Annotated in this window: 23 protein-coding genes; 8 read left to right on the top strand and 15 right to left on the bottom strand. The window is 35.8% G+C overall.

Features of this window, described 5'->3' with window-relative positions:
- Positions 1-4 precede the first annotated feature (4 nt).
- Genes J2Z26_RS19580 through mnhG form a run of 3 tightly spaced genes read left to right on the top strand, consistent with a single transcriptional unit; the run spans position 5 to position 1,099 of the window.
- The gene (locus J2Z26_RS19580; RefSeq protein ID WP_193534931.1) at positions 5-481 is read left to right on the top strand and encodes a Na+/H+ antiporter subunit E; all 477 of its coding nucleotides are present in this window, start codon (positions 5-7) and stop codon (positions 479-481) included.
- Complete coding sequence (locus J2Z26_RS19575; protein ID WP_193534930.1) at positions 481-765, top strand: Na(+)/H(+) antiporter subunit F1; 285 nt, start codon at positions 481-483, stop codon at positions 763-765. The genes J2Z26_RS19580 and J2Z26_RS19575 overlap by 1 nt, the downstream gene beginning before the upstream one ends.
- Positions 749-1,099, top strand: a complete 351-nt coding sequence (mnhG, locus tag J2Z26_RS19570; protein WP_193534929.1) for a monovalent cation/H(+) antiporter subunit G — start codon at positions 749-751, stop codon at positions 1,097-1,099. The genes J2Z26_RS19575 and mnhG overlap by 17 nt, the downstream gene beginning before the upstream one ends.
- Positions 1,100-1,139: 40 nt before the next feature.
- On the opposite strand, the gene J2Z26_RS19565 is transcribed toward mnhG, so the two are convergent.
- From J2Z26_RS19565 to J2Z26_RS19555, 3 genes are all read right to left on the bottom strand, one after another.
- Positions 1,140-1,526: a hotdog fold thioesterase gene (locus tag J2Z26_RS19565; RefSeq protein ID WP_193534973.1), complete on the bottom strand. Its 387-nt coding sequence runs from the start codon at positions 1,524-1,526 to the stop codon at positions 1,140-1,142.
- Between the two features lie 146 nt (positions 1,527-1,672).
- Positions 1,673-2,725, bottom strand: coding sequence for a PQQ-dependent sugar dehydrogenase (locus tag J2Z26_RS19560; RefSeq protein WP_193534928.1), 1,053 nt, complete (start codon positions 2,723-2,725; stop codon positions 1,673-1,675).
- A 93-nt stretch (positions 2,726-2,818) separates the two neighbouring features.
- On the bottom strand, positions 2,819-3,508 hold the full coding sequence (locus tag J2Z26_RS19555; protein ID WP_193534927.1) for an SIMPL domain-containing protein: 690 nt from the start codon (positions 3,506-3,508) through the stop codon (positions 2,819-2,821).
- A 137-nt stretch (positions 3,509-3,645) separates the two neighbouring features.
- On the opposite strand from J2Z26_RS19555, the gene J2Z26_RS19550 reads away from it, so the two are divergent.
- The 3 genes from J2Z26_RS19550 (at position 3,646) to J2Z26_RS19540 (ending at position 5,740) form a co-directional block, all read left to right on the top strand.
- Entirely contained in the window at positions 3,646-4,488 is an 843-nt protein-coding gene (locus J2Z26_RS19550; protein WP_193534926.1) for an SDR family oxidoreductase, read from the top strand.
- Positions 4,489-4,588: 100 nt separating this feature from the next.
- The gene (locus J2Z26_RS19545; RefSeq protein WP_193534925.1) at positions 4,589-5,029 is read left to right on the top strand and encodes a YuzC family spore coat inner layer protein; all 441 of its coding nucleotides are present in this window, start codon (positions 4,589-4,591) and stop codon (positions 5,027-5,029) included.
- 111 nt (positions 5,030-5,140) lie between these two features.
- On the top strand, positions 5,141-5,740 hold the full coding sequence (locus tag J2Z26_RS19540) for a hypothetical protein (RefSeq protein ID WP_193534924.1): 600 nt from the start codon (positions 5,141-5,143) through the stop codon (positions 5,738-5,740).
- A 26-nt stretch (positions 5,741-5,766) separates the two neighbouring features.
- Here J2Z26_RS19540 and J2Z26_RS22345 read toward each other — a convergent pair whose 3' ends face one another.
- The 6 genes from J2Z26_RS22345 to J2Z26_RS19515 form a co-directional block, all read right to left on the bottom strand.
- A complete protein-coding gene (locus tag J2Z26_RS22345; RefSeq protein WP_264467076.1) occupies positions 5,767-5,895 on the bottom strand; it encodes a hypothetical protein in 129 nt (42 codons plus the stop codon).
- A gap of 5 nt (positions 5,896-5,900) precedes the next feature.
- Positions 5,901-6,068: a hypothetical protein gene (locus tag J2Z26_RS19535; RefSeq protein ID WP_193534923.1), complete on the bottom strand. Its 168-nt coding sequence runs from the start codon at positions 6,066-6,068 to the stop codon at positions 5,901-5,903.
- A 141-nt stretch (positions 6,069-6,209) separates the two neighbouring features.
- A complete protein-coding gene (locus J2Z26_RS19530) occupies positions 6,210-6,977 on the bottom strand; it encodes a sulfite exporter TauE/SafE family protein (RefSeq protein ID WP_193534922.1) in 768 nt (255 codons plus the stop codon).
- A 103-nt stretch (positions 6,978-7,080) separates the two neighbouring features.
- Entirely contained in the window at positions 7,081-8,325 is a 1,245-nt protein-coding gene (locus J2Z26_RS19525) for a sensor histidine kinase (protein WP_193534921.1), read from the bottom strand.
- Position 8,326: 1 nt separating this feature from the next.
- Positions 8,327-9,004, bottom strand: coding sequence for a response regulator transcription factor (locus tag J2Z26_RS19520; RefSeq protein ID WP_193534920.1), 678 nt, complete (start codon positions 9,002-9,004; stop codon positions 8,327-8,329).
- Positions 9,005-9,382: 378 nt separating this feature from the next.
- Complete coding sequence (locus J2Z26_RS19515; protein ID WP_193534919.1) at positions 9,383-9,637, bottom strand: hypothetical protein; 255 nt, start codon at positions 9,635-9,637, stop codon at positions 9,383-9,385.
- Between the two features lie 127 nt (positions 9,638-9,764).
- Here J2Z26_RS19515 and J2Z26_RS19510 point away from each other — a divergent pair, with 127 nt between their 5' ends.
- The gene (locus tag J2Z26_RS19510; RefSeq protein WP_193534918.1) at positions 9,765-10,613 is read left to right on the top strand and encodes a dimethylarginine dimethylaminohydrolase family protein; all 849 of its coding nucleotides are present in this window, start codon (positions 9,765-9,767) and stop codon (positions 10,611-10,613) included.
- Between the two features lie 18 nt (positions 10,614-10,631).
- Here J2Z26_RS19510 and J2Z26_RS19505 read toward each other — a convergent pair whose 3' ends face one another.
- Together J2Z26_RS19505 and J2Z26_RS19500 are read right to left on the bottom strand one after the other, a co-directional pair.
- Positions 10,632-10,793, bottom strand: coding sequence for a hypothetical protein (locus J2Z26_RS19505; protein WP_193534917.1), 162 nt, complete (start codon positions 10,791-10,793; stop codon positions 10,632-10,634).
- A gap of 95 nt (positions 10,794-10,888) precedes the next feature.
- On the bottom strand, positions 10,889-11,488 hold the full coding sequence (locus J2Z26_RS19500; RefSeq protein WP_193534916.1) for a sulfite oxidase-like oxidoreductase: 600 nt from the start codon (positions 11,486-11,488) through the stop codon (positions 10,889-10,891).
- Between the two features lie 159 nt (positions 11,489-11,647).
- Between J2Z26_RS19500 and J2Z26_RS19495 the strand changes: the two genes are divergently transcribed.
- Positions 11,648-12,259 carry a biotin transporter BioY gene (locus J2Z26_RS19495; RefSeq protein ID WP_193534915.1) on the top strand — a complete coding sequence of 204 codons (612 nt, stop codon included), beginning with the start codon at positions 11,648-11,650 and terminating at the stop codon, positions 12,257-12,259.
- 35 nt (positions 12,260-12,294) lie between these two features.
- Here J2Z26_RS19495 and J2Z26_RS19490 read toward each other — a convergent pair whose 3' ends face one another.
- The 4 genes from J2Z26_RS19490 to J2Z26_RS19475 form a co-directional block, all read right to left on the bottom strand.
- On the bottom strand, positions 12,295-13,263 hold the full coding sequence (locus tag J2Z26_RS19490; RefSeq protein WP_209794415.1) for a nuclease-related domain-containing protein: 969 nt from the start codon (positions 13,261-13,263) through the stop codon (positions 12,295-12,297).
- A 274-nt stretch (positions 13,264-13,537) separates the two neighbouring features.
- A complete protein-coding gene (locus J2Z26_RS19485) occupies positions 13,538-14,860 on the bottom strand; it encodes a Na+/H+ antiporter family protein (RefSeq protein WP_193534913.1) in 1,323 nt (440 codons plus the stop codon).
- 157 nt (positions 14,861-15,017) lie between these two features.
- The gene (locus J2Z26_RS19480; RefSeq protein ID WP_193534912.1) at positions 15,018-16,520 is read right to left on the bottom strand and encodes a leucyl aminopeptidase; all 1,503 of its coding nucleotides are present in this window, start codon (positions 16,518-16,520) and stop codon (positions 15,018-15,020) included.
- 122 nt (positions 16,521-16,642) lie between these two features.
- Positions 16,643-17,026 (bottom strand): DUF309 domain-containing protein, encoded by a 384-nt coding sequence (locus J2Z26_RS19475; protein ID WP_193534911.1) that lies wholly within the window; start codon positions 17,024-17,026, stop codon positions 16,643-16,645.
- Positions 17,027-17,091 lie beyond the last annotated feature (65 nt).

Raw genomic sequence — 17,091 nt, 5'->3', positions numbered from 1 at the left:
AAAAATGGCCTTTCAACTATTACTTAATATACTTATTGCGTTTACATGGATGTTTTTAACCAACTCGTATGATTTTGCAGCATTTTTTGCAGGTTACCTCGTAGGTTTATTAATGATTTTTATCCTTCGGCGATTTTTTAATCACCGCTTCTACTTGGCAAATATTTATGCTGTAATTAAGCTAATTTTGTTATTTATAAAAGAACTTATATTATCAAATTTTGAAATTTTAAAGATCGTCTTAAAACCAAAATTTGATGCAAAACCCGGGATTTTTGCTTTACCAATAGAACTTGAAGAAGACTGGGAAATCGCGGTTTTATCAAATTTAATTACCTTAACACCCGGAACACTTGTGATTGACGTGTCAGATGACAAGAAAACCCTTTACATTCATGCTATGGATGTACCGGATGTAAACAGCTCGATTAATACAATAAAAAATACATTTGAAAAAGCAATCAAGGAGGTGAGCCGATAATGGTAGATATTATTTTAAACGTATCTTTACTGCTTTTATCGGTTGCAACTCTTGGGTTCTTATACCGAGTGGTAAAAGGTCCAACGGTACCAGATCGTGTTATTGCATTGGATGCTATCGGAATTAACTTAGTTGGAATTACCGCTATTACTTCTGTCCTTCTAAGAACGGAAGCTTTCTTGGAAGTCATACTCTTAATAGGTATTGTTGCCTTTATTGGAACCGTATCTTTTGCTAAGTTTCTTGAGAAGGGAGTCGTCATAGAACGTGATCGAAACTCTTAAAATTACTTTTGCGGTAATTATCCTTCTAGGATCAGTAATTAGTATTATAACTATGATTGGTTTAATTCGTTTGCCGGATATTTATACTCGTAATCATGCAGCATCAAAAAGTGCAACATTAGGAGTTCTGTTCATTTTGTTCGGTACCTTTTTGTTCTTTTGGCTAGAAAATGGCTATATGAATTCAAGATTAATTTTAGCGATTGTATTCATCTTTTTAACAGCACCAGTAGCTGGACATCTAATTAGTCGTGCAGCATATAATTCTGGGGTTCCTCTATGGGAGAATAGTGTTAGAGATGATTTAAAAGTAAAACAAAAAGTAAAATCATAAATAAAACCGAGGTGACAGACTAGTCATCTCGGTTTTTACGTTATTTTTTAAGTTTTAAAACAGCCATTGTGCATCTTGAAACACATATTAGATTTTCTTCTTCATCCACGATTTTAATGTCCCATACCATTGTTGTCCGACCTTTATGTAATGGAGTTGCAATTGCAGTCACAATCCCGTCCTTCTTCGACTTTATATGATTTGCATTAATCTCAAGTCCAGCACATGCTTCTGTTTCTTGATCCACTAAGTTGTAGGTACCTACACTGGCAACTGTTTCAGCTAGTGCTACTGAAGCACCCCCATGTAGAATTCCAAATGGTTGACGAGTTTTTTCATTTACAGGCATTGTTGCAACCACTCGCTCTGGTGAAAGCTCCTTAAACTCAATTCCAAGTGCTTCAACGAGTGTATTTTCTCGGTTCATCTTAATATCCATATTATCCCCCTTTTCTATCTTTTCTTTTATTGTACATCGTTTCCAGATAATTTCAAATGTTTATACATCATCCTTTATTGAACATCGAAGATAGGGATAAAAACGCATTGTTAAAGGGGGGATTATTACCTCCTTTAATCAATATTAACTTTCATTAACTTATCATCATCTTCTTGTGGGCTTCCCCTACCGTCTTTATTATTTGTCAAAGCATATAAAGTGTTATCATGAATAAGGATATCCCTCATTCTACCTGATTGATTATATTCAATGCTTATCTCCATAGTATCTAAATCGAAACTTCGAACACTTTGTCCTCTTAAAGTAGCTACATAAAGTTTTCCATTATAATAGTCAACCCCAGATGGTGCCCACGTATCTTTGCCCGATTGGAAAAGTGGCGTTTCTAAACCAGGTGATTTTTCATTACCCTCAATAATTGGCCAGCCATAGTTTCGTCCAGGTCGTACCAAATTAATTTCATCATGAGCACTTTGTCCATGTTCTGTTGCATATAGATTATTTTCACCATCCCAAGTGAGTCCTTGCGGGTTTCTGTGACCATAAGAATAGATATAGGAATTATCAAATGGGTTATTACTCGGAATAGAACCATCTCTCTCCATCCGCAAAATTTTACCAGAAAGATTAACCAAGTTCTGTGCATTGTCTGGAACACCAGCATCACCAGTTGTGATATAAAGATATCCATCAGGGCCAAACTTAAGTCTACCTCCATTATGTATTCGTCCACCTGGTATATTTTCGAGTACAGATCTTTGCTCAACCCATACATCCCCTGCTCTTTCAATTAATACTACACGATTTAGTATTTCATTATTTTCTTCATATGTATGATATATGTAAGCTTCCTTACTAGTTTCAAAATCAGGTGTTAATGTAAATCCTAATAAACCTCCTTCTCCTATATGATAAATCTTTTTATTCAAACTCAGCTCCTGTGGTATTATTTGCTTCGTTTCTTCATCAACCTTTAAAAGGGTTCCCTTTCGCTCAGTTATAAATAAAGATCTCCCTACCTTTGAAATGGACCACGGAATATCTAGTTGTATAGAAATAATCTCAGGCTGATCTTTGAATACTTCAATTGTTTCATTTTGTATACGGTCACCGGCACACCCGACACAGATTACTAAACAAAAAATGATTAACCAATTTACTTTCATACCTGCTACATCCCTTCATTTTACTAACTAAAAAATATCCTACATTTCAAAACAATAAGACAGTATTATCTACTGTCTTATTGTTTTCCTAAGTTAATGAAAAGTAAACTGAACCTCTACTCTTGCTTGAAATTCAATCTCTCTTACTTGAATAGGAGTCGCTGTCCCCATACTTGCAGCTACCTCCTGTACACCATACTCTCTTGGGATGAAATTTGTACTAATTTCCTCTACACGTAATGGTTGTTGACTTAAAGTCACACCAAGGGTATTTGCTATAGTAGTGGCTTTAATAACTGCATTCTGCAAAGCTTTCTGTAAAGCTTCCATCTGGTAGGCTTGTTCATTCTCGACCATAAAGATTGGATTTTCAGCAATATTGGCACCTTCATTAAAAGCAATATCGTAGATCACTCCTGCCTTTTGCACATCATCTAGCCTCACAGAGAGGAGATGTCTCACTTCATAGCCTTGTAGTATTTTTTCATTGTTTGTGTATTGATATTGTGGACTAACAGAGAATGATACTGTTTCAATTTGATTTTTTTGAACCCCAGCATTCACGATAGCTTCAATAATATCATTTATTATCTTTGCATTTTCGTCTTGTGCATTTTGAACGTCCATACCTTCCGTTAACACACCAAATCTTACACTAACAATATCAGGCCTTACCTTGAGTTGTCCAATCCCTTCCACTTCTATGATTGGGCTTTTATAGTGATTTGCAGACCTATGTTGGACTAATCCATTTTGATAAGAAAAATAAGAATTTGGATACATTCATTTATCCTTCCTTCACATTTGAGGTAGTTACTATATCAATGTATGCTAGCTTTACATAATTATTGAAAATTACCTATTGAATAGAATAGACATCTGAAAGTACACTTAAGTAAACCGTAAACACAGGAGGCCCTATGAAAAAAGTAGCAATAATTACTGGAGCGTCAAGTGGCTTTGGATTTCTATCAACGATTGAGCTAGCAAAAGAACAATTTCAAGTGATTGCTACCATGCGTGACCTTTCGAAAAAAGAGCGCTTATTAACGGTCTTAACACAATTAGGTTTGCAGGAATCTGTAAAGTTTCAAAGCTTAGATGTTACAAGTGAACAATCCTTACAGGAATTCACAACATTCTTACCAACTTTAGGACAAATAGATGTATTGGTGAATAACGCAGGATTTGCATTAGGAGGCTTTGCTGAAGAAGTAAGCATACATGAGTATAAGAAACAGTTTGATACTAATTTTTTTGGATTGATTGCAGTTACACAAGCTGTGTTGCCTTTTATGAGAAAACAAAGAGTAGGTAAAATTATTAACATTAGTAGTATAAGTGGGCACATTGGATTTCCAGGCCTTTCTCCCTATGTATCTTCCAAATTTGCACTAGAAGGTTATAGTGAGTCCCTTCGACTAGAGGTGAAACCTTTCGGAATAGAAGTAGCTCTTATTGAACCAGGCTCATACAAAACGAATATATGGAGTTCTGGTAAACAAATAGCAAAAAATTCACTGGATCCCCATTCGCCATACAGACCAATGATGATAAAGATCGAGGATCAACTTGAATTAGGGCAGAATCAATATGGTGACCCACAGGAGGTTGCAGAGCTAGTTAAAAACATCGCATGTAAAAAACCAGGTGAAACAAAGCTTAGGTATCCCATTGGAAAAGGAGTACGAGTAGGATTACTTTTAAAAAAGTTGCTACCTTGGAAGCTATGGGAGAGGGTTGTTATGAAAAAATTAACCTAAAACAGTAAAATGATTAGATGTGTCAATTTACTTGGTTCAGGCACCTAAGTGGGTATTTGTACATATAATGGTATGGAGTTTTGCTAGGGAGGGACAAAGTTTGTACAATTACCCATATCATAACGTTAGTCAGATGCATGTGTTTCCTACACCAAATTATCCAATGATTCAGTCCACGTATCCACAAGGAATACCATCTTTTCATCCTAATTATCATTGGTATTCATATCCTACTTATAGACAATATCCAGACGTGGATCCGACACTTTTTAATGAATCAGCCATTGAAATGCAAAAGCTTATGAATGATGCGAGTATTGTCTTAAAACGCATCGCAGAATCAAAGGATTTTGCTAAGAAAGTAATGTCGGCTGCACAAGAGTCACATCTACAAGAAGTTGATCGACTAATACAATCAACCGGAATTAAGTCTAAGGTCGAAACCTCTTTTAATCCTGACGGTATAAATATGACCTTTAAGTCGAAAGTCGGTCAAACAGATTGCTGTAAGCTAACCGTTGCACTTCTTTGGAGGGGGTAACAAGCATACTTAAAAACCACCAGAGTTAAAAAGTACTTTGGTGGATTTTTCATGTAACATTATAGAACTATATTCGACTAATAGGTAAAAGCCCATTGAGAGGTACGATATATGAGAAAGATTATAGCCTTACTTTGTTTATTATTCGTTTTACCTGTATCCACTTATGCCGCCCCACCTCCAAATGAGGTAGAAGAAAAAAAACAGAAATCTACATTAATAGTCACCGCTGAAGTCATCGATGATTTACTACTAGAGGATATTAGTACCTCAAAATCTCACCCATCACAAACAAGAGAAATGGTCCTTTTAGTACATGAAATCTTAAAACAACCAGAAGATTTAAATCTTCATACCAATCATAAGTTGAATGTACAGTACCATTACATACCATCCTGGAATATAAATCAGTACGTAGGTCCATCGAGAGTAGATATTACAAAAGGAGACATCATTAAGATTTGGCTAGTTAAAGGTGAAAATAGTCAATGGAGGCCAACTTTATCCGGGAGTACAATTGAGCATATTCGCTATGTTGACAAGCGAAATGAACCAATTTCTGAGCCTAGTTTACATGAGTTTATTCGGACTACTTCCACTTTATGGACAAAACATCAATCTATGATTGTATTAGCAGGTATAATCATTCTCAATATATTGATTGTTATAGGTGGTTTGAAATTACGTTCAAAACAATCTAAAATGCAATGAATTCACTCATTGCATCTTAGATTGTTTTATTTTTTTCGAGGGATTAGTCTTGGTTTTTTATGTTGCTGTCTAATTTCAGGATTTGTTACATAGGTAGATGCAGTTAAATTATTATTCATAGCACCTTCTTCATTTAACCTTTCATCACGTGCCATTATGTTCACCGTCCTGTATATTGTTCATCCTGACTAGCATTTTCGCTTAGGTAGTGATTTTCTCCTGTAGCGAAATTGACATTTCGTAAGTCTAGCTCAGGATCTAAACCATGGTTTAATGAATTATTTTTAGTGTTTTCTTCTTTTAGATCATTTATGACCTTATCATACATTTCCTTTTTACCTCCTTGCTATTCATATCATATCAATCTTCATATCATTTCATTCTCTTGAATTAATGGAAGAGCAGTTATGTATTTTCCATAGTATTGATAATTTAAAAAGGGATGATTCATTAAAATCATCCCGGGTGCCTAATAAATTAATTTAATTCCGCTCATTAAAATTATTACACTTATTATTGTCCTTAAAGGTTTGACAGGAACTTTTGCTGAAAGAGTACTTCCTAAGATTACCCCTGGTATGGAACCTACTAACAAATTTAGTACAAGCATAAAATTAACATTTCCAAGGCCCATATGAATAATTCCACTTACAGTAACTAAAATAAAAGCATGTGCAATATCCGTTCCTACAAGTTCTGACGCTTTTAAATTATATAAGTATAGCATTGCTAAGGCAAAGAGCGATCCTGAACCAACAGAAGTTAACCCAACTATAAAACCTAAAACGCCCCCAACTATAATGGTAATTGTAACTTTTTGATCCAATGGTTTTTCAATATAAGTATTCTGTTTAAAGTGATGTCCAAACAGGGTTTTTATAATTGTAGCGATTGCAACAATGATTAACACATAGCCTAAAGCCGTTTTAATAATCTCACCTTGTAGATATTGTGTATTTCCGTATATTTGCAAAAAAAGCAGTGCAATAAGTGCACTAGGTATACTTCCTATTGCTAAATATTTCACCAACTGTAGGTTTATTGTCTTTTGTCGATAGTGCTGGATTGATCCAAACAACTTTGTAATAGAGTTATAAACAAAATCAGTACCAACCGCAACCACAGGATTAATTCCCAGTAAGATTAAAAAAGGTGTCAAAAGCGCAGCACCACCTACACCTGTTAAACCTACTAAAAAACCTACAACAAGGCCCATAATTAATATTCCTATACTCAATTGCCTAACACCTCTCCAACTTCCCAGATATGGGCATTATATTGTTGCAATTGAGTTTATGACACTAAATCAGATGCCCATTTGCTTTTACTTTTTTAACAATTTAGAATGTCAACTTCACCTCTGTGCCTTTTCCTTCCTGGCTTTTAATCACTATTCTTCCAGAATGAGCTTCTACAATCCATCTTGCAATGGATAATCCGAGTCCTGCACCATTTCCAGAACGAGACTTATCTCCCCTATAAAAACGATCAAATATATAAGGTAAATCATCATCCTTTATCCCCATACCACTGTCTTTCACAATAATTACTACTTGACGACCATTTTCTTGTGCCGTTAGTGATACAACTCCTTTTTCAGGAGTATATTTTAAAGCATTATCCAGAATGATATAAAGTAATTGCTTTATTCTCTCTTCATCTCCAGCCATCTTTAGCTCATTATCTATAGTGGCCTCAAAAGATACACCTTTAATTTCACATAAAACACTAAACTGCTCAATAACAGTTTGAATGACCTTATCAAGCTGTAGCTCTACCTTTTGCAACTGCAGCTGATTTGTATCTGACCTTGCAAGCGTTAATAAATGATCGACTAGCTTATTTAATCTTTTTGTTTCTTTTAGCACATTTGCAATTGTCTTACTTTCACTTTCAATTGTTTGGTGTGGTTGATGTAGTAAAAGTTCTGTATTTGCTTGGATAGCCGCCAAAGGTGTACGTAATTCATGCGATGCATCTGCAACAAATTGTTGCTGTTTATCCCATGATACCTGAATTGGCTTAAGTGCTCTCTGTGCTAAATAAAAAGCTGTGATAATAGCAACAATCATCCCTACCCCAATACCAACTAGAATGATGATTCTAAGGTCCTTCAGCATGCCTATTTCTTGATCAATGTTACGAATGGCTTGTAAAATTTTTCGTTCTTCTCCATTTTCATATCTTTCAACAAAATTAATGATTCTAAATGAGCTATTTTGAATTTCAACCGTTTCTCCTTTAGAACTAGAAAGTGTAGATGAGAGAAAAAGCAATTCATCGTTTTTAAAAACGGTTAAGGGATACTGAAAAGCGATATTTCGATTCCCATCCCATAGTAAGTAAAGCGTTGGAGTTTGTGCTATCTTAGTTAAATTTGAACGATTATTATAATTTTGATTTATATATACCAGCCTTCTCTCGTCCAATAAATACGGTTTAGCCTCCGTAACCATTTTTGAATCAATTTGAGAATAAATGCGCTGTTCTGTAAAGAGGTATAACGCGCTACTAAACAAGATTAAAATAACAAACAAAATACTCGCATTTGTAAACGCTAATCTGTGTCTAGTCTTCCTAAACATCCTACTCATTTCCTTTCATCATATAACCTACACCGCGAATCGTTTCAATATATCCCTGACAATTATAATTTGCTAGTTTCTTTCGTAAATGGTGTACATAAACATCGATTACACTAGGTGCTGAATCTGACTCGAACCCCCAGATGCTATCAAATATCTGATCTTTTGTTAGTATTCGTTTGGGGTTCCTTAAAAAGAGCTCCAACAAATCATACTCTTTCCCTGCCAATTTCAAAGGTTGTTCATTTACATACCCATCGTGAACATCACTTCGAATGCTTATAGGACCATACTTTAGAAGTCCCTCTGATTGCATTCCAGCTTTCCTACGAATCAATGCACGAACACGAGCCAATAATTCAGAAATGGCAAACGGCTTTGTCAGATAATCATCTGCGCCAGAATCGAGCCCTCTTACTCTATCTTCTATAGCATCCTTAGCCGTTAACAGCAAAATAGGGGTATCAAATCCCCGTTTTCTAATGTGTTTAACAATTGTTAATCCGTCTGCTCCTGGTAACATAATATCAAGGATGATAAGGTCATACACAGCATTTGAGGCGTAGAGCAATCCCTCATCACCTGTGCTGCATGCATCTATTTGATATGAGTCATTTCTAAGCGCTGTACAAATGACCTCAAGCATCGAATTGTCATCTTCAACTATAAGTATCCTCATATAAATTCACACCAATCAACTATTTTAACTTCATTATAATTCATTTGTCTTAAAATTTTATTAAAGAAGTCCGGACAAAAATCAAGAAGTTGAGTGTTTTATCCTTATTAGTAAACGCTCATGTAAAGAATGTTGTTTTTCAATTTAACATGGACCGTTCCTTTCCGCTACAGTCACTTGCTTTCCCCGGGGAGTAAGTCGAGCCTCCTCGACGTCCGTCTGCGGGGTCTCGACCTTTCCTCTACTTCCCGCAGGAGTCAAGTGACTTCCGCTCCAATCCACTATTAATCTATATAAATTTAATAACGATGCATTTTTTTAGAAAAGAACCTAATAAAAAGATAAAGCCAGCTGCTTATACCCAAAGACAGTTGGCTTTTACAAGTATTTTATAGGTAGGTCATTTAAATTTAAAACTGCTTCGTAGATTCTGAAATGATACATAAATTCATCGAAAAGAAGAGTTTTCTCACTATCAAAATTATATAGTTCTAGAAAGTTCTCAAGCATTTCAATCTCTATTTTATCAATCGCTCCTGAGAGGTATAGTGGATATTTAAGTTTTTCGTATAGATGACCATTACCATAACAATTAAAAACATCCTCTATTTCATTTTGTAACATATAAGCCACTCTTTTCTGCTCTATTTTCTACTAGTATTGAGATTTTAAAGGAATTCTAAACCTCATTTACCTTTCTATAAATTCCTTGCAATTGGGTAGCATAAGGATAAACAATCATTGGAGGAATAAAATAGTTATGACTAACGATAGCAGAACGACTTTTTGTCGAACCGAATATGATGTTTTGAAGAGAGTAATTCTATGTGAGCCAAAATATATGACAATACGTGATGTTATAAATGAAACACAAAGGCATTTTGAAAAAGAAGGCATACATATTGAAAAGGCAATGCAACAGCACAAGGAGTTAGTAAAAACTTTAGAGAGCAACGGTATTGAAGTTGTTCTATTACCTGCAGACGAAAAATTTCATGAACAAGTTTTTACTCGAGATATTGGATTTACTTTAGGAAAAACCACTTATGTTGCTGAAATGGCAGCTGATGCACGAGTAGGAGAAGAAAATGTTTTAAAAAAGTGGCTTGAAGATAATGAAATTTCCTATTATAACTTGATTGGAGATCATATTGAGGGTGGGGATGTCATTATCGATCGGGACACTGTTTTTATAGGGTTAAGTGATCGTACTGACATGAAAGCAATTGAGCATATGCAAAGTTTAATGTGTGACTTCGAAGTAGTTGCCATTCCTTTTACTGAAAAATTTTTACACTTAGATTGTGTTTTTAATATTATTTCTCCTGACCTTGCACTCTTTTACCCTGAGGCATTTACCGAAAAAGAGAAGAATATTCTTTCTTCACGATATGAATTAATCGAAGTGAGTAAGGAGGAACAATTTACGTTAGGCACAAATATTTTATCTATAGGAAATAAAAGGATACTAAGTTTACCGGTAAATAAAGGGGTAAATGAACAACTTCGAAGTAGAGGTTTTGAGGTAATTGAAGTAGATATAACTGAAATTATTAAATCTGGTGGATCATTCCGATGCTGCACAATGCCGATTTTACGTGAAGCGTGAAAAACTATCAGAAGCCCCTTAACTAGAGGCTTCTGATTTTAATTCAATCATTTTATCTAAGTGATAGTTCAGTTTTAATTCTAGTTTCTTTTTTAAAGTCGGGTCAAGACATGATTCGAATAAGGCATTAAAATACCTCGCTCTAACAAAGTGCCATCTTAATACAATTTTAGTTAGCATTAGGGTGTCCTCCTTTGTTACGACAGACTTTTTAGACTTATTCGTTTTCTTCTGTAAATATATGACCGTAGCTTACGTACTATTATCATTTTAATTTAATCCCAGCTGAACCTCTGCTCTTTAAAGGGATCTCCGAACATGTGGTACCCATTTCTTTCCCAAAATCCGGGCTTATTTTTATCTGTAAACTCAATGGCGCGGATCCACTTGGCACTTTTCCAAAAATATAAATGTGGAATTACCATTCGAACAGGATAGCCATGCTCCGGAGTTAATGGTTTATCATTATGAGAATGTGCTAGCATGCTTGTTTCCTTCAAAAAATCTTCAATAGGTAGATTTGTTGTCCAGCCTTCTTCTGCATGTAAAATGACAAACTTCGCTTCTGGCTTAATTTGAATTCCCCTTACTAGATCCTTAACGAATACACCGTTCCATGTGTTATCAAGCTTAGACCAACCTGTTACACAGTGAATATCATTTAAAGAATTAGCTTGTGGTAGCTTGTAAAAATCATCATAACTTAGTACCTTCTCCTCTCCTTCGATTAGCCCAAACAAGGTTAGACTCCATTCTTCATGAAGATTCCTATAGTAAGGAACATTGCCATGATGCAACACAGGAAAAGACGTTGTTACATGCTGGTTTGGAGGAATTCTTTCATTTTTATTTTCAACTTTTTTTCCAAAGTACAAAGGTATCCCTCCTTTTTTACTATTGTCACCATATTTCGATAAGTTTAATTTGTCAACCATTCACGATTTGGTTAACTAAATGTAAAAATAAGTTGACATAAATGCAACTTTTCCGATACTATTTTGTTAACATCATATTTTAGGAGGTTTACATAATTTATGTCATCTATTACAAACTCTAAATTCCGTGCTATTGATATTACGTATGTCGGAATGTTCGCTGCTCTAATGGCAATTGGCGCTAACATTACTTCATGGGCACCCTTTTTACAAGTTGCCAATGTCCCTTTATCTATGGGTCCCTTTTTTGCTATTTTAGCAGGATTACTATTAGGTAGTAGACTTGGTGCTATCTCTATGACTGTTTATATGTTAATTGGGATCGCAGGTGCTCCAGTATTCGCTCAGTTTAGTTCAGGAATCAGTGTTATCATCGGAAATACAGGTGGATTTATTTTATCTTATATTGCTGCTGCTTATCTTGCAGGAAAGATTGTTGAATCAAAAGAAAAACCAAATCTATCGGTTTTTATAACTGCATCTCTTGCTGGTATTGCAGCTATTTATTTTATAGGTACTAACTACATGTACCTTGCTTTAAATGTCTGGATGGATGTTGAAATGGGCTATGGTACTGCTTGGGTAGTTATGACATGGTTTGCCGTTAAAGACATAGTCTTTACAATTCTTGCTGCCATGATCGCTCCACGAATTTACTATGCATTAAAAAGAAATTCAGGTGTGAATACGATTACGACGAAAGCTTCATAACTTGAAAAGGCTGGTATTTTATTACCAGCCTTTTCTTATTCATTTGAAGGAAGATGGTATCTTCTATCCTTAGTCGTCCCAGTATAGGATAGATTTAAGGTAGCAAGCATCTTTTTAACGATTGATGCTGAGTGAATGAGTAAGAACTCTCTCATCTCAGTATTGGTAATAGTAGGCTTAACTAGAAGGGCATAGTCACTTAATGAAGCTAGGTATGCGTCCTTAGAAATTGTGGTGCACTGTGGACATAAAAAGCTCCCCCTTACTCTAGCCATTGGAATTGTATCACAGCTCGGGCAGTGAACACCTTTTACTAGATCATTAGGATTAATTTGGTATGTTTTTAATATATCCGGATTTAAAGGGGTATCTAGCTTTAAGAGGAGATTTGAAAGCTTTCTAATTTCTTTTCTAGATAATAAATCATTGTTGAATTGTGTACTTAGTTCTTTTATTCTCTCAAACAGGATAGTGCTTCTGATGATTTTCTTTTGGTAATATGTATTTCGGGGAACGATTCTTATTAGTGAATTTGGATTTGTGACTACTACGTGAGTCTTTATTGGAATCGTTGTTATTTTATTTAACTCTAGCCAGGAACCAAGTTGAAAACGCTGCAATTTAACTTGCTGTACCGGATCTGGATAGACGTTAATACTATCGTTAAAAGTTCGAATAAGTTGTTTGTTTAAGTGGTCGAATTCCAATATTCCAGAGATATTTTTTGATTCAAGGATGAGGATGAATTTAGGAGAAATTAAAAGAGTATCGATTTGGAAGTAATTATCGTTGAACTTCAATCTGATGTTATGAAATATTAAGTAATCTTTTTCAGGTAAAAATCCTAAAGGGTAATCCAGAGATAGCTCCCCCCTAAAACCCGCCGATTTAATTGCATAGTCTTTCTCAACTAATTGCCTTTTTGGATGACTTTTAGATAATCTTCGTAACAGAGCCTCCAATTTCAATAATTCTATTGACTTTTTCCAAGTTTTTATTATCAATATATCACTCTCCTTCATTACATAAAGTAAAATACGCCTAAAAACTGGGTTTCCCTGCTTATATTAAGTGGCTTTTTTGTGAACTTTTAAACTGAGTAACTCTCTAGAAATGAAATCGGGCCAAACTGAAGCGGAATCGGGCGGAATACTGTGATAATCAGGCCAAAACTTAACAAAATCGGGCCATATACCACTATAATCGGGCCAAACCCAAATCCACTAAAATAAAAGACTAATCACCACCCTCTCGGTAGCAATTAGTCTATATTATCAATTATAAAACCATACTAGCAATCCACCCAAACACAATGAGTGGAACATTGAAATGTAAGAAAGTCGGAACACATGTGTCCCAAATGTGGTTATGTGCACCATCTGCATTTAACCCAGCAGTTGGTCCAAGCGTACTGTCTGATGCCGGTGAGCCCGCATCCCCTAGTGCTGCTGCAGTACCAACTAATGCAATCGTGGCCATTGGGCTGAACCCTAATTGAATGCTTAAGGGAACAAAGATTGTTGCAATAATAGGAATCGTTGAGAACGATGAACCAATACCCATTGTGATTAATAAGCCAACTAGTAACATAAGAAGTGCTGCTAGGGATTGATTTCCTCCAATAATAGCCGCAGACTGCTCTACTAGACGATCTACATCTCCAGTTTCTTTCAATACATCTGCAAAGCCTGATGCAGCTAGCATCACAAAGCCGATAAAGGCCATCATCTTCATACCATCTGTTAGCAGAGTATCAGCTTCACGCCATTTCATTGAACCACTTACATAGATAACAACAATTCCTGCTAATGCACCAAATATCATTGAATCTACTTGAAGTTGTACAACCAGTGCTACAACAATTGAAATAACTGCAAAAAGTAAACTTTTAGTCGAAAAAGTTACCGGAATATTTTCAGTGCCACCCGCGATTTCTACAGTCTGGTAGTTTCTTGGTTTTCGATAAGAGAAAAACACTGCCCATAAAAGTCCTACTAACATTCCTAAAACGGGAATTAACATGGCAATAGGAATGTCACTAACACTTACTTCTAGCCCACTATCCATCATATTTGTTTGAAGAATATCATGAAAGATTTTTCCAAAACCAACAGGTAGTAATATATAAGGAGCTGTTAGTCCAAAAGTAATTACGGTTGCTATTAATCTTCGGTCAAACCTTAGTTCATTTAACACCTTCAATAAAGGAGGAATCAAAATTGGGATAAATGCGATATGAATAGGTATTACATTTTGCGAAAAAATAGAAATTACTAGAATAATAAGGACCACAAGAACTTTTGAATAAGACTTCTTCTTAGATTCACCATTTTTACCAACGATTTTTAGTGCCATTTGCACCATGGCGTCTGGTAAACCAGTCTTAGATAAAGCTACTGCAAAACCGCCCAATAGAGCATAACTTAACGCAACTACAGCACTACTTCCAAGACCATTACTAAATGTCGAAATGGTAGCTTCTAGGCTCATACCCCCTGTAAGACCTCCAATTAGTGCACCGGTTACCAGGGCAAAAACAACATTTACACGCAGTAAGCTTAAAACTAACATAACAGCTACCGCAATAAGTACAGCATTCATAATAAAGACCTCCAAAATTTCAACACTTTAGTATATTAGAGAGTTAGAGAATTAAATCACTAAAATAAACTATCATATTCCTAAATACCCGTCAATGGAAAAAAACAACAAAAAAGACCTACCCGCATAGAAGCGGATAAGTCCTTTTTCATGTAATCTATTTTTCTGTAGTAAACCTCTCAACAAACGTTGCAAGTGTTCGAACCATTACCCCAGTTGCGCCTGCAGGACCAAGGTCGTATGCAGCATTAGTAGTAGCTGTACCGGCAATATCTAAATGTACCCAAGGTGTATCTTCTGCAAATTCACCAATGAAAGTACCTGCGAAGATTGCATGTCCGTCACGACCAGGTGAGTTATTTAAGTCTGCCACTGGACTCTTACGAACACGTTCTTTATGTTTTTCAGTAATTGGTAAGCGCCAAATCGGCTCACCAACCTCATTTGATGCTTCAAGCACTTGTTCAAATAATTCCTCGTTATTCGTCATTGCCCCAGTGATGTCATTACCAAGTGCAACAATTACCCCACCAGTTAGAGTCGCAACATCCACTAAATAGCCCGCTCCATGATGTTTTGCATAAGTTACTGCATCAGCTAATGCAAGACGACCTTCTGCATCTGTATTTAAAATTTCGATTGTTTTCCCACTCATCGCTGTAATGACATCATCCGGTTTAAACGCACTACCACTAATCATATTATCGGTAGCTGGAATAACTGCAACTACGTTTTGCTCGGGCTTTAACTCACCGATTACTTCCATTGCGCCTAATACTGCAGCTGCCCCACCCATATCAGATTTCATACCAACAATTCCATCTTTAGGTTTAATAGAATAGCCACCCGTATCAAATGTGATCCCTTTTCCTACAAGACCAATCACATCTTCCCAATTCTCTTTTCCTTGGTATTTCAACACAATCATCTTAGGCGGTTCAACAGAGCCTTTGTTAACAGCTAATAGTGCGCCCATACCTAACTTTTCCATTTCTTCTTTTTCAAGTATTTCAACTTCAAACTGATATTTTTCTCCCAGCTCTTTTGCATAATTAGCCATATCAGTTGCCGTAAGCATATTGCCAGGAAGATTTACCAAAGTGCGAGCTGAGTTTGTTCCTTTAGCGTAAGCATAACCAACTGTTAACCCTGCCTCGATTTCTTCTGAATCGGCATCACTATAAATAACAACGTCTCTAATGTCTTTCTCAGGTTCATTCGACTTTTGCTTATAATCAGCAAATCGATAGGTTGCAAGTGAGACTGCCTCACCGATTGCATGGGCCGCTTCAGTGTGGTCGATAGCTTCTGTAGTAAATGAGTCTAGAGCAATGGTGACTTCTTCAATCTTTGCTCCCCTTAGTGTCTTAAATAATTTTCCATATGTATCACGTAAAACTTCAAAAGATAACTTATCTTCTTTACCTAAACCTACAAAATAAATGCGTTTAGCCGAAAGTCTACCTAAAGTATGTAATTTTGTGATTGATTTTTTCTTAGCTGAAATGTCCCCATCTTTCAGTAAAGTTGTTAGTTGCCCTTCTAGTACGGAGTCAACCTCAGCAGCCAACCCTTCTAACTTATTCGTTTTTTCAAATAAGCCAATGACAAGTGTTTCCTGAACCTTTGATAATTCTAATGCTTGTTTAACAGTAAACATTTAATATCCCACCTCCGAATATAATCCGCTTTACAATTTAACAATAACGGTAAGATTACTACAAGTGGTAGTAAGTCTTTGTACTCTCTATTATAAGAGAAATGCTAGAATATTTCGAGCTTCTAACTATCATCTTTCATAAATAAAATTAAGGCTGGCAGTTTTGGTAATGTTTCTACCTCTTCAAACGGAACTCGATCGATATGTTGTGGTATAATAGAAAGGCATCTTTCAATGAAGCTGTTTACTTCTTCTAAATCTAGTCCCCAATGAAAAGGACGATATTTTTGGATGTAAAGATGACCAGCATTCATCATTAACCGGGCACCTTTCACATTTCCATATTCATAGTGGTATATAGCTACAGACATTTGCAGGAGACCCTTAAGAAAGAGATTGCTTTTCTCTGTTAACCACATTTCTTCAAGAAGATCGTGGCAGGTGTAGTAATCACCTTCGTTAAAATGAATAAAGAACTGATAATACTCCATTGGGTAATCGTTCAACATGGTCACCCCATTTTATTAATAATTACACTTATAATCTTACACTATTGTGATTGAAAGGAAGT

It is taken from the genome of Cytobacillus luteolus, assembly GCF_017873715.1.
In the GTDB taxonomy this organism is placed as follows: Bacteria; Bacillota; Bacilli; order Bacillales; family Bacillaceae_L; genus Bacillus_BV; species Bacillus_BV luteola.
Note: the sequence above shows the minus strand (reverse complement) of the source record. Positions and strands in the feature narration are given on the sequence as shown.